Source organism: Bradyrhizobium sp. CCGE-LA001 (assembly GCF_000296215.2).
Lineage (GTDB): Bacteria > Pseudomonadota > Alphaproteobacteria > Rhizobiales > Xanthobacteraceae > Bradyrhizobium.
Genome location: NZ_CP013949.1, coordinates 5,478,654 through 5,492,540, shown reverse-complemented (window position 1 = coordinate 5,492,540; position 13,887 = coordinate 5,478,654). Strand labels below are relative to the sequence as shown.

General features: G+C 64.2%; 13 protein-coding genes. 4 read left to right on the top strand and 9 right to left on the bottom strand.

Annotated features, from left to right (window positions below; all coding sequences use genetic code 11):
• Positions 1-195: 195 nt before the first annotated feature.
• Positions 196-1,776 carry a hypothetical protein gene (locus BCCGELA001_RS25690; protein ID WP_008555368.1) on the top strand — a complete coding sequence of 527 codons (1,581 nt, stop codon included), beginning with the start codon at positions 196-198 and terminating at the stop codon, positions 1,774-1,776.
• Positions 1,777-1,786: 10 nt separating this feature from the next.
• On the opposite strand, the gene BCCGELA001_RS25685 is transcribed toward BCCGELA001_RS25690, so the two are convergent.
• From BCCGELA001_RS25685 to BCCGELA001_RS25655, 7 genes are all read right to left on the bottom strand, one after another.
• On the bottom strand, positions 1,787-2,971 hold the full coding sequence (locus BCCGELA001_RS25685; protein ID WP_236840752.1) for a glycosyltransferase: 1,185 nt from the start codon (positions 2,969-2,971) through the stop codon (positions 1,787-1,789).
• A gap of 20 nt (positions 2,972-2,991) precedes the next feature.
• Complete coding sequence (locus tag BCCGELA001_RS25680) at positions 2,992-3,759, bottom strand: class I SAM-dependent DNA methyltransferase (RefSeq protein ID WP_008555358.1); 768 nt, start codon at positions 3,757-3,759, stop codon at positions 2,992-2,994.
• Positions 3,756-4,877: a DegT/DnrJ/EryC1/StrS family aminotransferase gene (locus BCCGELA001_RS25675; protein ID WP_008555356.1), complete on the bottom strand. Its 1,122-nt coding sequence runs from the start codon at positions 4,875-4,877 to the stop codon at positions 3,756-3,758. The genes BCCGELA001_RS25680 and BCCGELA001_RS25675 overlap by 4 nt, the downstream gene beginning before the upstream one ends.
• Positions 4,874-5,320 (bottom strand): hypothetical protein, encoded by a 447-nt coding sequence (locus tag BCCGELA001_RS25670; RefSeq protein WP_008555354.1) that lies wholly within the window; start codon positions 5,318-5,320, stop codon positions 4,874-4,876. Before BCCGELA001_RS25670 ends, BCCGELA001_RS25675 begins: the two co-directional genes overlap by 4 nt.
• Before the next feature lie 127 nt (positions 5,321-5,447).
• The gene (locus tag BCCGELA001_RS25665) at positions 5,448-6,626 is read right to left on the bottom strand and encodes a CgeB family protein (protein WP_060736619.1); all 1,179 of its coding nucleotides are present in this window, start codon (positions 6,624-6,626) and stop codon (positions 5,448-5,450) included.
• Between the two features lie 4 nt (positions 6,627-6,630).
• Positions 6,631-7,935 (bottom strand): hypothetical protein, encoded by a 1,305-nt coding sequence (locus tag BCCGELA001_RS25660; protein ID WP_060736618.1) that lies wholly within the window; start codon positions 7,933-7,935, stop codon positions 6,631-6,633.
• Between the two features lie 28 nt (positions 7,936-7,963).
• Positions 7,964-8,926 (bottom strand): UDP-glucuronic acid decarboxylase family protein, encoded by a 963-nt coding sequence (locus BCCGELA001_RS25655; RefSeq protein WP_060736617.1) that lies wholly within the window; start codon positions 8,924-8,926, stop codon positions 7,964-7,966.
• 190 nt (positions 8,927-9,116) lie between these two features.
• On the opposite strand from BCCGELA001_RS25655, the gene rfbF reads away from it, so the two are divergent.
• Together rfbF and rfbG are read left to right on the top strand one after the other, a co-directional pair.
• Positions 9,117-9,887: a glucose-1-phosphate cytidylyltransferase gene (gene rfbF, locus BCCGELA001_RS25650; RefSeq protein ID WP_060736616.1), complete on the top strand. Its 771-nt coding sequence runs from the start codon at positions 9,117-9,119 to the stop codon at positions 9,885-9,887.
• The gene (rfbG, locus tag BCCGELA001_RS25645; RefSeq protein ID WP_060737829.1) at positions 9,884-10,942 is read left to right on the top strand and encodes a CDP-glucose 4,6-dehydratase; all 1,059 of its coding nucleotides are present in this window, start codon (positions 9,884-9,886) and stop codon (positions 10,940-10,942) included. The genes rfbF and rfbG overlap by 4 nt, the downstream gene beginning before the upstream one ends.
• Here the strand turns inward: rfbG and BCCGELA001_RS25640 are convergent, their stop codons facing one another.
• Positions 10,943-11,833 carry a phosphotransferase family protein gene (locus BCCGELA001_RS25640; protein WP_060737830.1) on the bottom strand — a complete coding sequence of 297 codons (891 nt, stop codon included), beginning with the start codon at positions 11,831-11,833 and terminating at the stop codon, positions 10,943-10,945. It lies immediately after the preceding gene.
• Positions 11,823-12,776 (bottom strand): sulfotransferase family protein, encoded by a 954-nt coding sequence (locus BCCGELA001_RS25635; protein WP_008555304.1) that lies wholly within the window; start codon positions 12,774-12,776, stop codon positions 11,823-11,825. The genes BCCGELA001_RS25640 and BCCGELA001_RS25635 overlap by 11 nt, the downstream gene beginning before the upstream one ends.
• A 155-nt stretch (positions 12,777-12,931) precedes the next feature.
• Here BCCGELA001_RS25635 and BCCGELA001_RS25630 point away from each other — a divergent pair, with 155 nt between their 5' ends.
• Positions 12,932-13,861 (top strand): NAD-dependent epimerase/dehydratase family protein, encoded by a 930-nt coding sequence (locus BCCGELA001_RS25630; protein WP_060736615.1) that lies wholly within the window; start codon positions 12,932-12,934, stop codon positions 13,859-13,861.
• Positions 13,862-13,887 lie beyond the last annotated feature (26 nt).

Here is a 13,887-nt window from a genome sequence, read left to right as displayed (position 1 = left end):
AAATCGATTCGCAAAATCCGCAAGGCGTCCGAGGCGCCCGCTAAGTCATTGACAAAGCTGCATCCGTCTACTTTGCATGGGGTTGTTTTCGCCGCTTTTTTGTGAGACCGGCCTCGGCTATGACGATAGTCGCGCGTGTGAACTGCCAGAACTCCTCGATCAGCGAGGCCGATCGTTCGCCGGGAAGGATGCGGCTTGACCGACACGCAGCTTGAGGCATCCGGAAAGGCCGACGGTGCGAGCGGAGCCGGTGGGGCCGGCCGCGCCCGCCGGCTGTTGCACGGCTGGTCCGCGAACCTCGTCCAGATGGTGCTGGGCTTGAGCCAGCAGCTGTTGCTGATCCCCGCCTTCCTGCACGTCTGGACCGGCGACATGCTCGCAGCTTGGCTCGCGATCTATGCAGCGGGCAGTCTCGTCGTGGTGGCGGACGCGGGATTGCAGCTCCGCGCGATCAACCGCTTTCTCGCCTTCAAGTCCTGCGCCGATTGCGACGGACGCACGGCGAGCTTCTATTCGGCTCTGCGGCGGATCTATCTTGCGATTATCGGCGGGCTCGGCGTCCTCCTTTGCGTCGCCGTTGTCCTGGCGCCGCCATCGGTCGTGCTCGGCTTTCAGGCGACGCCGACATTCGATGCCGCGATGCTGGTGATGATTTTGGGCATGCTCCTGACCTTGCCCTCCAACCTCGTTTCCGGCCTCTATCGCGTGCGCGGCCGGTATGGCCGGACGGTCTGGCTGCAAAACGCCGCCCTGCTACTTGGACAGATCGCGCAGCTCGCAGCACTCGCGATGTTCGGCAGCCTGCTCGCGGTCGCGATCGCGTTCGTCTCGATGCAGATCCTGCTCGCGGTCTTCCTCACTGCATTCGACGCGCCGCGCTGGTTTCCGTTCCTGCGTCGTGCTGGCAAGTCGCCGTTCGTATCTCCGTCCCTGCGTTGGAGTCTCGGGCAATTCCGCCGCGCGCTGCCCTTCGCGGTCGCCAACATCACCGAGCTAGCGCTCGTCAACGTCCCGGTGCTGCTGGTTTCGGCGCTGGTCACGAACCGCGTCGCGGTGGCGCAATGGGGGCTGACCCGCGTGATCGCAAGCCTGGTGCGCAGCCTCTGCCTCCAGGTGACGCTGCCGCTCGCCGCCGAACTCGGCCACGATCATGCGACCGGCGACAGGGAGCGGCTGCGCCGCCTCTATGCCCACGGCTCGGTGTTCGTGACGGCCTTGGCCTGCCTCACCGTCGCGGGCCTGCTGCCGTTCTGGCCCGACTTCTTCGCGCTGTGGACCCATGGCAGCATCCCGTACGACGCGCCTCTCACGGTGACGCTGCTGCTCGGCTCGGCGGCCGTCGCGCCGTCGCTGCTGGCGCTCGTCTTTGCCAATCACAGCAATCGCGGCGACCTCCTGATCCGGACCAAGGGACTTCAGCTCGTCGTTTTCCTGGCGCTGTCCGTCGTCCTGATCCCGCGGCTCGGGCCGCTCGGCGCCGCGCTCGCCGTGGTCGCGAGCGACATCCTCGTGCAGTTCGGACTGCTCGCACTGATGGTAATGCGCCAGACGCTGCATCATCCGTTCAGGCACATCGCCGTCCTGGTGCTGATGGGCGGCGCCATCGTGGCGTCGGGCTGGCTGATCGGGCAGGCGATCATCGCGCTCGTGCCAGGGAGCGGACTCCTGCACTTCGTCGTGGAATGCGCGATCTGGCTGGCCGCGGTCGGCCTGCTCGCCAGTCCGCTGCTGAACACGGCGCTGCGCGAGCGCTTGCGAGCGCTGATTCCGGCTTAGCTGCTGCCGTTCAACGCTCGGTCAATGCCAGCCGGTGCTTCAGCCTTTCCAGGTGGCGGGCGAATTGAAGGCGGCCGGCTTCGGTCTCCGCCGCAAACTGCGCGAGACGGAGACGGCCGGCCGCGCGCAGCCGCTCGCGTGTGCCGTCGGTGCGCAGCGCGATGATTGCCTCCGCCAGCGAGTGCGGATCGTCATAGTCGAACAGGATTGCGGCATCTCCGGCCTGCGCCTTGAACGCCTCCGGATAGATCACCGGCGTGCCGATCGCCCAGGCTTCCAATGGTGGAAGATTGGTCGGACCGAAGTAGCTTGGCATCACCAGCGCCGCGGCGCTGCGGTAGAGTGCGCCGAGTTCGACGGACTTGACGAAGCCGATGATGGAGATCTGATCCGACAATCCATATGTGCGGATCGCCGCATCGATCTTGTCGCGGCCGCCACGATCCGAGCCGCACAGCACCAGTCGTTCGGTGATGCCTCGCTCGCGCAGCAGGGCGAGTGCGGCGAGCAGCGTCATGTGATTCTTGTGTGGCCAGAACTGCGCCGGATAGAACAGGTAGCCGGGCTCGAGCCGGTACTTCGTCAGCACCGCCGCGTCGGTCTCGGCATCGGGCAGGGATTGGCTGACATAGGTGGAGGGCGAGAACGGGATGCAGACGGCGCGCTCTCTCTCCATGGCGTAACGCCGGCAGAGATCATCAGTCAGCTCGGGCGCGTTGACGATCACGATTGCTGCCTTGGTGCTGGCTAGGCCGAACAGGATCTCGCGGCGCTCGAATTCGCCGAAGGTCCTCACTTCCGGAAATTCCGGCGCGTCGCGATGGCAACCGTCGAAGATGGTGATGATGAAGGGCAGCTCGTAGAGCAGCAAATGCCGCTTCGAGGTCGAGGTGAAATGCACGACGTCGATGCCGTCGCGGATCAGCGTGCGCTCGAACGGCGATTTCAGCTTCGATGCGATCTGGACGAGATCGAACGGCCCGCAATATTTCAGGAACAGGAAGACATGGTCGAGCGGGCCGAATTTGAGCAGGCGGGCAATCACGCCGAACTCTTTCAAGATCTCCAGCGTCCTCGGATCGGGCGAGTACACCACGATCTCGTTGCCCGATTTGGACGCCCAGTCGCGCAGCCAGAGCAGGTCGTTCAGCGGCTGCTGAAAGCCGCCGCCGACCTCGAGGGCCTGTTCCAACATGACGGCGAGCCGCAGCGGTCTCACGGTGTGATGCTCTTTCGGGCGATCGCATAGGCCGCCCAGCTCTTGGTGTGCGGAGTGTCCTGGGTCAGCCACGCGGCGTGAGTGGCGGGCTGAAAGCCGCTCGCGATGAGCACGGCGTTGATCTCGAACGGAAACCAGTAGCGCAAATGGTGCGCTTCATCGATGCGCCGGATCGTGGCGCGTTCCATGTCCTCGCAGAACAGCGTGTAGTTCACCGTGACGGTCGCCGCCTGTTCGTCATGATCGGACTGTGCGATGCGGGTGAGGCGCAGCGGGTTCTGCTCGATCACCTTGACCCGCGTTTCGACCCCTTGCGCCAGCACGGCGCCGCCGTACCAATAGTCGAAGAAGAACAGCCCGCCTGGTTTCAACGCGGCGTATGCGGTGCGGAACATCGACGTCAGCGCATCGTGGCTGGTCTGGTAGCTCGCGACGTGGAACAGCGACACGACCGCGTCGAAGTCGCGCTCCGGACCCGCTTCGCGGACGTCGCCTTGCCGGAACGGAATGGATAATCCGGCTTGCCCGGCGCGCGCCTTGGCGCTCGCGATCATTTCCTTGCTGAGATCGATGCCGGCAACGTTCCACCCCTGGCGGGCGAAGGCGAGCGCGTGCAGGCCGGTGCCGCAGCCGAGATCGAGCAGCCGGCCCGGGCCGGCGCCGTGGTCGTGCAAGCGCGCCTCGACGAATGCCGTCTCCGCCGCGTAATCCTTGTCCTGATAGAGAAGGTCGTACCAGGGCGCGTATTCGGCGAAAACCGTCACGCCAAAATCTCCTTTAGCGCCTCCGCCGAGCGGGCAATCTCGCCGTCAGTCAGGGCAAGTCCGCTCGGCAGGTAGAAGCCGCGCCGGGCGATGTATTCCGCGTTCGGATGGCTCTCGTTGAGCATCAGACCCATGCGGCGCAGCACCGGCTGCTCGTGCATGCACCAGAAGAATGGTCGCGTTCCGATACCCTTTTCGCCGAGGCGGCGCATCGCTTCCTTGGCGTCGAACGGGACGTCGTCGTTCAGCACGATGCCATAGACCCAGTAGATGTTGTCGGCGTACGAGGTGCGGGCAACCGGGCGGCGGATGCGGTTTAGCCCTCCGAGATGTTCGTCGTAAAGCCGGCCGATCCGACGCTTGATCTCGACGGTCCGCGGCAGGCGCTCGACCTGGGCGATGCCGAGGGCGGCCTGGAGATTGGTCATGCGCGCATTCCAGCCGAACTCGTCGTGGACGAAACGCTGCTGCGGTTGGAAGCAGAGATTGCGATAGCCTTGCAGGCGATCGGCGAGGCCATCGTCGTCGGTGAGGATCATCCCGCCTTCACCGGTCGTGACATGCTTATTGGGATAGAAGCTGAAGGTGGAGACGTCGCCGAAGCCGCCGCAGGGCGCGCCGCGATAGGTCTGGCCGTGCATCTCGGCGGCGTCCTCGATCACCTTCAGGTCGTGCTTGCGGGCGAGCGTCAGGATCGGATCGAGATCGACCGGCAGGCCATAGATATGGACCAGCATGATCGCGCGCGTGCGCGGCGTGATGACGGCTTCCACGCCCTCGACGGTCATGTTCCAGGTTGCTGGATCGCAGTCGACACCGACAGGCACGAGGCCGGCGCGCACCACGGCGGCAGCGCAGCTGATGATCGTGAAAGTCGGGATGATGACCTCGGAGCCTTCCGGCAGCCCGAGCGCATGGACGGCGATCTCGAGCGCGACCGAACCGTTGGTGACGGCGATGCCGTGTCGCCGTCCCGCAGCGTCGGCCATCGCCTGCTCGAAGCGCTTGATGAACGGTCCCTCCGAGGAGATCCATCCGGTCCGGATGCATTCAGCCAGATAGTCGGCCTCGTTGCCGTCGAGCAGTGGCGTGTTGACGGGAATGAACGGCGCAGTCACTGGCCTGGGCCTTTGATCCGGATTTCTGATCGGTCGGCTTCGGCAAACCGGGTCTTGTCGTTCTCGCCGGAATAGGGACCTTGCTTGATCTCGAACATTTCGAGCGGTTCGAGCACGTGGAAGCCGTGCGCGCCGCTGCACAACAGGATGATGTCGCCGGCACCGAGCACGCGGCTTTCTAGATATTCCTCCTCGACGGTGTAGAAGTCGACCTGGAGCTTGCCCTTCTGGATCAGGAGGGCCTCCTGAGTGTAGTGCACCTCCCGCGTCACCTTGTTGTGGCGGTGCGGCTCGATGGTCTTGCCTTTTGGATGGCTCATGAAGGCGAGCTGTTGCGACAACTCCGGCGTCGAAAAGAAGTGGATGCCCGGCTCGCGGAACGAGGCGCGCACGATGATCGCGTAGAGCTGGTCGCCGAATCGAACGTGTTCGACGTGTTCCATCGTGAGCCTCGACAAAAACGCTGTGATTAGAGTGAGATAGCTATCCTGCTGCGCACTTTGGCCATTTTGGCCGGGACCGTCAAGGGCGCACGGACTATGTCGTTTGTTGCGCCCCCAAACGGAAATTTCAGCCAACGTGCGTGAGGATCTCCTCGACACGCCGGCGGAAGGTGTGGGCGGCAAATGTCCTGGCCTGTCCCGCTTTCGCAATCGACAGGCGCGCCGCATCGTCCGCGAGGTACCGGTCGATCAGGGCAAGGCAATCGTCAACGTCGCGCCATGCAACGACTTCGCGGTCGGGAGCGAACAGCGTGTGCAGATTGTCTTTGAAGTCGGTCAGCAGGAATGCGCCGACGCCCGTCGCCTCGAACAGACGCGCGTTGCCGGCCTCGCGCCCGGCCATGTCGATATGCGAATTGAGCGTGATGCGCGAGGCGCGCAGGGCCTGGTACATCTCCACGCCCCACACCTCACCCTGGTAGCAGCGATGCAGCGGCGAGGAGGAGGGGAGAGATTGCAGGCCGCTGCCGAACAGTTTGAGATCGTAGCGCTGCGCCACCGCTTCGAGTTGCGCGACGCGGAGCTGATGATCCGCCGACACCGCGCCGACGAAAGTGACATCGAAATTGTCCTGGGGCCGCGTAGGCAGGATGTCGCGGATGCCGGTCTCGAAAGCGAGATGGACCACTTCGCCGCGCACGCCCTGCTGGCGGAAGTAATCGACGACTGCCGCCATCTGCGAGATCATGAGGTCGTAGACCGACCAATCCTCACCGCGCGAGGGCGAGATGCCGACCTGGCCGATCAGGATAGGACGGCCAATCTGCTTGATCCTGCGCGCCAGGCGCGTGTCGACATGGAACAGATCCTGGTTGAGGACGAGATCCGGCTTGAAGTCCTCGATTTGCGCCAGCAGGATCTTTTCCGCTTCCGCATCGAGCCGCGGGCTGAGTCCCACCTTGCGCGCGAGCGGCCGCAGCACCGGCTTGAACGGCGCGACCGCGCGTTGCAGCCAGCCGGGAACGGCATCGCGCGCGGCGGGCGCGCCGGGCGGCGACGGATCGGTGACGGCGAGGCCGCGCTCGCGCGCCCATGCGGCCCGCATCCATGGATTGTTGACATGGATGTCGGCGGCGACGTGCCCGAGGCCGGCGAAATTGCGCGAATAGAAATCGGCGACGCCGAACAGGCTGGCGTTCCGCGCCGCCATCTGCGCCGCGTAGGGCTCGTTCTCGAGACCCGGACGGCGGCGATAGAGCCAGGACAGGAAGCGCGGATAGTCGGCGTTGAGGATCAGGATGCGCACGGCGTCACGGCTTTTGTTCGAACAGGCTGCGGGGCGTCACGTACCAGAGCAGGAACAGGATGGCGGTGCCATGGGTGACCATGGCAACCGTGAGCGGCACATTCAGGAGCACGTGCGGAATCACGGCCGCGGATATCAGGACGAAACGGGGCGGCAGGCCTGCGGACGCCCGGTTGCCGAGCGCGAGCAAGAGGCCCGATGCGAGCGCGGTCAGCGGCGCGAGCCATGGGCCAACAGACGCAACGCCTTCGGTCGCAAACAGCGACGCATTCAAATTGCCGAAGCCGTAGGTGTTCTGCATCACCACCGCGAGCGGCTGCTCGTAGGGACAATGCATCAGCGGCTTGAGCACGGATATCTGGCAGAACCAGGTCAGCGGATGGGTCGCGAAGAAATGGTTGTAGATGTCGAGTGCGCTCGATGCTGTCGCCATCATCCGGATATTGACGAGGTCGAAATATTTGCCGGGCGCGCTGTTGAGGCTGGCCCCGGTGATGACGATCACGGCGAGGCCGAGCAACATCGGCACGAAGATCGAAGCGATGACCGACGCTCTGGGCTCCAGAAGCCGCGACAGAACGACCAGCGCGATCAGCCAGGCCGGCGTGAACAACGCGAACTTCGTCAGCGTGATCGGATAGAACAACAGGAGCAGGATCAGCACCAGGCCGGCGCGCCAGCGTTGGCCGAGCAGCCAGTAGCACGCGAAGGCAAACGGCAGCAGCGTGCTCGACACCCAGCCCGTGAGATACCGTACGGCTCCGGGAAATTGCAGCGCGTCGCGGTAGTCGTAGATGTTCGCAACGGCGACCAGGCGGAAATTATAGGTCGACGCCACGGCGATGGTGACAATGGAGATCACCAGGATCAGCGTGAGCAGTTGCGCGAAGCGGGCATTCGACAGTGTGACGAGCTGCCGGAACGGCGCCCTGACGAACAGCGTCGGCAACAGCAACAGTACGAGCGACAGTGCTGCCGAAAACCCGGCGAGCAGTCGGGGGTAGCTATACTCGGAGAAGACGTCGATCCACAGGAAGCCCAGGATCATCGTGTAGAAATAGAAGCCGACATAGTAGCCGAAACTGAAGCGGGCGGCTGCGAACAGGAGCGAGACGATCGAGAAGGCGATTGCGACGCCGGCCGCGATCCAGACCCGCTCGCCATCGAAGTGGATGTAGGCCTGGAAGCTCGCGACCTTGATCAGGGACAGGCATGTGAGGGCGCTGTGCAGCAGCGCCATGAGCGTCAGCGCAGGCTTCGAATCCAGCCGCGACCCTAGCTCCCTGATGATGCTGGACGGTTCATTCATGCGGGTAGGTTGAGGTTTGCAGGCGCGATCAGGCGATTTCAAGCGAGCGCTTGAAATAGGCGATCGTCTCCTTCAGTCCGTCCTCGAGCGCGACCTTCGGCTCCCAGTTCAGCACCGCCTTCGCCTTGGCGAGGTCGGGCTGGCGCTGCCGCGGGTCGTCTTGCGGCAGCGGCTTGAACACCAGCTTGGAGCGCGAACCCGTGAGCATGATGACCTTCTCGGCAAGCTCGCGGATCGTGAACTCGGAGTTGTTGCCGAGATTGATCGGGCCGGTGACGTCTTCCGCGGTCACCATCAACCGCATGATGGCCTCGACGAGATCGTCGACATAGCAGAACGAGCGCGTCTGCCCGCCATCGCCGAACACGGTAATCGGCTCGTCCTTGAGCGCCTGGACGATGAAAGACGACACCACGCGGCCGTCATTGGGCTGCATGCGTGGACCATAGGTGTTGAAGATGCGCGCGACCTTGATCGGCAGGCCGTGCTGACGCCAATAGTCGAAGAACAGCGTCTCGGCGCAGCGCTTGCCCTCATCATAACAGGAGCGGATGCCGATCGGGTTGACGTTGCCCCAATAGTCCTCGGTCTGCGGATGGATCAGCGGATCGCCATAGACCTCGCTGGTGGAGGCCTGGAAGATGCGCGCCTTCAGCCGCTTGGCGAGGCCGAGCATGTTGATGGCGCCGTGCACCGAGGTCTTGGTGGTCTGCACGGGGTCGCGCTGGTAGTGGATTGGCGAGGCCGGGCAGGCCAGGTTGAAGATCGCGTCGACCTCGATATAGAGCGGGAAGGTGACGTCGTGCCTGACCGCCTCGAACAGCGGATTGGCGATCAGGTGAGCGATGTTGCGCCGGCTGCCGGTGAAATAATTGTCAGCAGACACCACCTCGGCTCCCGCATCGAGCAGCCGCTCGCAGATATGCGACCCGATGAAGCCGGCGCCTCCCGTCACGAGGATGCGGCTGTTCTTGTAGCTTTCAAACGGCATGATCAATTCCAGATGAGTCCGCGGGCGGGGCGGGCTGAGTGGTATCGGCTACGCGAGGAAAGGCCAATAGCCTTGCGCTATGGTATTTAAATACCGCATAGCTGTGGTCGCGGACGGTTTTTCAGGTAGGGCCAGTTCGTATAGAAGCCGTCTGGATTGCGAGGATGTCTCCTCGTTCGGAGCAGATTTGATGAAAGTCGTAATTCTCGCGGGAGGCCTGGGCACCCGAATCGCAGAGGAGACCAGCACGCGACCGAAGCCGATGGTCGAAATCGGCGGCCGGCCGATCCTCTGGCACATCATGAAGATCTACAGCCATCACGGCTTCAACGACTTCGTGATCTGCCTTGGCTACAAGGGCTACATGATCAAGGAGTATTTCGCGAACTACTTCCTGCACATGTCCGACGTGACGTTCCATCTCGCCGAGAACCGGATGGAGGTGCATCGCGAAACCGCCGAGCCCTGGCGGGTCACGCTGGTGGATACCGGGGAGGACACCCAGACCGGCGGCCGGTTGAAGCGCGTGCTGCCTTACGTCGCAAACGAGCCTTTCTTCGCGCTGACCTATGGCGATGGCGTCGCCGATATCGACCTCGGCGCCGAGATCGCCTTTCATAAGGCGCATGGGCGGAGAGCCACCGTTTCGGTGGTGCGGCCGGCCAAGCGCTTCGGTGCGGTCGCAATCGAGGGCGACCGGGTCGTCAATTTCGAGGAAAAGCCGAGTGACGATGGTGGCTGGATCAATGGCGGATTCTTCCTGCTATCGCCATCGGTCGGCGATCTCATTGACGGCGACAAGACGATCTGGGAGCGCGAGCCGATGGAGCAGCTCGCGCGCGGCGACGATCTGCGCGCCTATGTGCATCCCGGTTTCTGGCACCCGATGGATTCGCTGCGCGATCGCAATTTCCTCGAGGGCGAGTGGGCGGGCAATCGCGCGAAGTGGAGAATCTGGTGACGGATCCTGCATTCTGGCGCGGCAAGAAGGTCTTCCTGACCGGACATACCGGCTTCAAGGGCGCATGGGCTTCGTTGCTGCTGGGTCGCCTTGGCGCCAGCGTCTACGGCTATGCGCTGCCGCCGACGCATCAATCCGCGCTATTCGTGACGGCGCGCGTCGCCGACGGCATCAAGCACCGCCTCGCCGACATCCGCGATCTCCCGGCTCTGCGTGCGGCGATGGCGGAGGCGGAGCCGGACATCGTCATCCATATGGCGGCACAGGCCCTGGTGCGCCCGTCCTATGAGGAACCTGTCGAGACCTTTGCGACCAATGTGATGGGAACGGTGCATGTGCTGGATGCCGCACGGCATTTGCGCTCCGTGCAGGCGGTCCTGATCGTCACCACCGACAAATGCTACGAGAACAACGGTGCGGGTGCCGCCTTTCGCGAGGAGGATCGTCTCGGCGGCAACGACCCCTACAGCAACAGCAAGGCCTGCGCCGAGCTCGCAACGCATGCCTATCGGCACAGCTTCTTCAATGCGGAGGGCGCCGCACGCATCGCGACCGCGCGCGCCGGCAACGTCTTCGGCGGCGGCGACTGGGCGCGCGACCGCCTGGTGCCCGACGCGATGCAGGCGTTCCTTGCAGGCGAGGCGCTGCGGATCCGTAACCCTAATTCGGTGCGGCCCTGGCAGCACGCACTCGATCCCGTGCTCGGCTATCTCGAGCTGGTCGAGCGGCTAGCGGACGATCAACGCTTCGTTGGTGGCTGGAATTTCGGGCCTGATGCCGCAAGTGAGGTGCCGGTCGGGACGGTGGTCGATCATCTGATCGCGCTGTGGGGCGATGGCGCGCGGTGGACGGCGGATGCCGGTCCGCATCCGCACGAAGCAGCCTATCTCAGGCTCGACTGTGCGAAAGCGCGGAGCGAGCTCGGCTGGAAACCGCGGCTGGACCTGGCCGAGGGCCTTCGGCTCACCGTCGACTGGTACAAGGCGCTGCGCGAGGGACGCGATCTGCGCAAATTCTCGCTCGATCAAGTCGATCAGGTCGCCGCGCAGGCGTGATCAGCGCGGCAGGTCGAGAATCTCGGCGATGCGGGCCTCGGCCGACAGCGCGTGCTTCAAATGCGCGCCCGACAGTACCGCCAGGTAGGATTTGAGCAGGACGACGAGTGCGAGGATGGCGCGTTCGACCTCCTGCGCGAGGCCGGTTCGGCCGAACGCGTCCCTTTGCAGGAAGGGCCGGTTTTCCATGAAGGTCAGCCAATAGAGATAGTCGTAGCCGGCAATGCCGTGGAATGCGTCTTCCCAGTCGATGACGCGCGGCTCGGCGGCCTGGAGCATGACGTTCTTTGGTCCGAAATCGCCGTGACAGAGCGCTTTCGGCAGGTCCGGAAGACGATCTCCAAGCAGCGCGATCAGACGCTGCATTTCGGCCGCGCTGGTCCGCTCCAACAGACCGCGCTCCGACAGCATTTTCAGGGCCCGTTCCGCGGCTGCCAGATAGTGCTCGAACGAGGCAAGCTGACCCGGCCGCAAGTCGTTGAGTCGCTCGCTGAGCGCGTCTGCCATCGCGGCGGCAACAGCGGACGGCATCGGGCCGGTCAGCGGTGCGAGGGCGGGCATCATCAGGCAGAGCCGGTCCGTTCCGTCCGCAAGCGGGATTTCGAAACGATCGCGCACAATCGTCTGGCCGTAGAGCTGGAAGAGGATCTCCGCTTCCTTGGCGAGGCTGCCGCGTGCGGTCGCGCCCGGAAGATGCGTCTTCACGAACTGCTTTTCGCCGGAGATGTCCGCCGTAAAGCAAATGCCGAGCGTGCCGTCCGGCACAGGGGCAACGGTGACGTCGCTGCCTGATGATTGCAGATGCTGCCGCAGTGCGGGCAGCAGGCGCGCGCGGTCGGCGGCGATGTCGGGGCGGTGGTCGGCTTCGTAGAAGGCGATCTTACTCAGCACGGTAGAGCGGGCTCAGATAATCGATACGGTCGTAGCCGAAATGGCGGGCCAGCGCCGCGGTGCCCTGTGCGATCTGCTTGCGCTCCTCGTCCGAGAGCTCCTGGATGACGGCCTGGTTGTAGTCCTTGGTGCTCTTGAGCACGGTTCCCCAGGGCGCGATGGAGTCCTTGATCTCGACGCCGTTCCAGCTCGGATAAAGCATGCTGTCTGCGAAGGGTACGCCGATGAAGCCGGCGGCTTCGGTCATGAACTTGCGCTTGTCCTCGACGAGATCCTCGTAGCGGAAGATGCGCACGTTGTCCGGATACATCTTCGCGAACATCTCGACTGTGGAGTGATAGATGTTCCAGGTGATCAGGTATTTGGTCAGCGGCTGCGGGAAGGGGCGGCGCTTGGTGTCGCGATAGGCCGAGAACGGATTGCGCACGATGTGCAGGATGCGCACGTTGGGGAAGTCGCGCACCATGCGGTCGGCGTCGATGCCGATGGCGGGCGAGTAGCCGACATGGACCATGCCGGGACGCGGCTTGGTGTAGTAATTCTCCCAGGCCGCGAAGGTCGCGCGGAAGAAGGCCTCGATCACCTGCCGGCGGAAGATCGGGGGCTCGCCGACGAGCCGGGCGAATTCGGCGACGCGCTTCTTCTCGTCCAGCACGCAATCCGCGTCGCGGAACTTGGAGCCGTTGCGCTTGCGCAGGAACGTCTTCAGTTCCTCGTCGATCATCTGCTCGTAGAGCTCGATCGCCGTCAGCCCTTCCGGGAATTCGGGATAGCGGTATTGAACGCGCTCGACCGAAGCCAGGAAGTCGTTGAAGTTGCGGTTGCCGAGCTGCGACTCGAAGGGATAGACGAGCAGGTCGGGATGACCGTCGAAATGACGATGGGTGACGTTGCCGCCGTGCTCGAAGCCCGCGGACACCATGGCCAGCCTGAAGTCACTCATACGTCCAACCCCTGCGTCGTGGAACATCGATTCCGGCCCTCCCTTTAGCCGCATGGGCCGGATAATCAAGCTCGGATCGGACGTGATCGGGACGCTGGGCGGCGCTCGGGAGGCGGGACATTGACGGCCCGGGGGGCGTGATCTACCCGGGGGTCATGCGTATTTTTGTCACCGGCGCGAGCGGCTTTCTGGGCTCCTATCTGGTTACGGACCTCGTGGCGCGGGGACACGAGGTGGTCGTCCTGCTGCGGCCTGCAAGTTCCGATTGGCGCCTCGGGGAGGTTCGCGACCGGCTGCAGGTGGTGGCGGCCGGTCTGGACGATCTAAGCGGGTTGCGCGGAGCGCTCAGGGCTTTCGCGCCGGAGGCGGTCGTGCACATGGCCTGGCGCGGGGTCGCCGGTGCCGACCGCAACAGCCCGGTTCAGGCCACTAACGTCGCCGACACGGTGAGGCTCGCAGATCTCGCAGCCGAGGCGGGCGCCAAGATTTTCGTCGGGGCCGGATCGCAGGCGGAATACGGGCCCTACGACCGCGCCATCCGCGAGGACGACGCCCCGCGACCGACGACGTTGTACGGCATGGCCAAGCTGGCGGCCGGATCGATGGCGCTGCGCTTGTGCGAGGAGCGGGGGCTGCGCGCGGCGTGGCTCAGGATCTTCTCGACCTACGGCCCGAACGATGCCGATCATTGGTTGATCCCGAGCATGATCCGTAACCTGCGCTCCGGACAACACATGGCCCTCACGGCTTGCGAGCAGCGCTGGGGATTTTTGCACGCGCGCGACGCGGCGAGCGCCTTCCGGCTGGCCATCACGCATGACGCTGCGAACGGCATCTTCAACGTCGGCAGTCCGGACGCGCCGCCGCTGCGTGAGACGGTGACGCGGTTGCGCGATCTCGTCGATCCCGGCGCAGTGCTCGGCTTCGGCGAGTTGGCGTATCGGCCCGATCAAGTTATGGTCCTGGCTGCGGACGTTTCGCGCGCGCTGGCGTTAGGTTGGAAGCCCGAAGTGTCGTTGGATGAAGGCTTACGCGAAACGGTAAACTGGCATGACGCGACCACCTCTTCCCGCAAATCGTCCTGAGCCGAGGGAGTTCGCCCGCCGAATCC

Excerpts from the sequence above, each read along its gene's own strand:
- BCCGELA001_RS25685 (WP_236840752.1), bottom strand. The coding sequence starts at position 2,971 with ATGTTGGAACAGGCCCTCGAGGTCGGCGGCGGCTTTCAGCAGCCGCTG.
- BCCGELA001_RS25670 (WP_008555354.1), bottom strand. The coding sequence starts at position 5,320 with ATGGAACACGTCGAACACGTTCGATTCGGCGACCAGCTCTACGCGATC.
- BCCGELA001_RS25660 (WP_060736618.1), bottom strand. The coding sequence starts at position 7,935 with ATGAATGAACCGTCCAGCATCATCAGGGAGCTAGGGTCGCGGCTGGAT.
- BCCGELA001_RS25655 (WP_060736617.1), bottom strand. The coding sequence starts at position 8,926 with ATGCCGTTTGAAAGCTACAAGAACAGCCGCATCCTCGTGACGGGAGGC.
- rfbF (WP_060736616.1), top strand. The coding sequence starts at position 9,117 with ATGAAAGTCGTAATTCTCGCGGGAGGCCTGGGCACCCGAATCGCAGAG.
- BCCGELA001_RS25635 (WP_008555304.1), bottom strand. The coding sequence starts at position 12,776 with ATGAGTGACTTCAGGCTGGCCATGGTGTCCGCGGGCTTCGAGCACGGC.
- BCCGELA001_RS25630 (WP_060736615.1), top strand. The coding sequence starts at position 12,932 with ATGCGTATTTTTGTCACCGGCGCGAGCGGCTTTCTGGGCTCCTATCTG.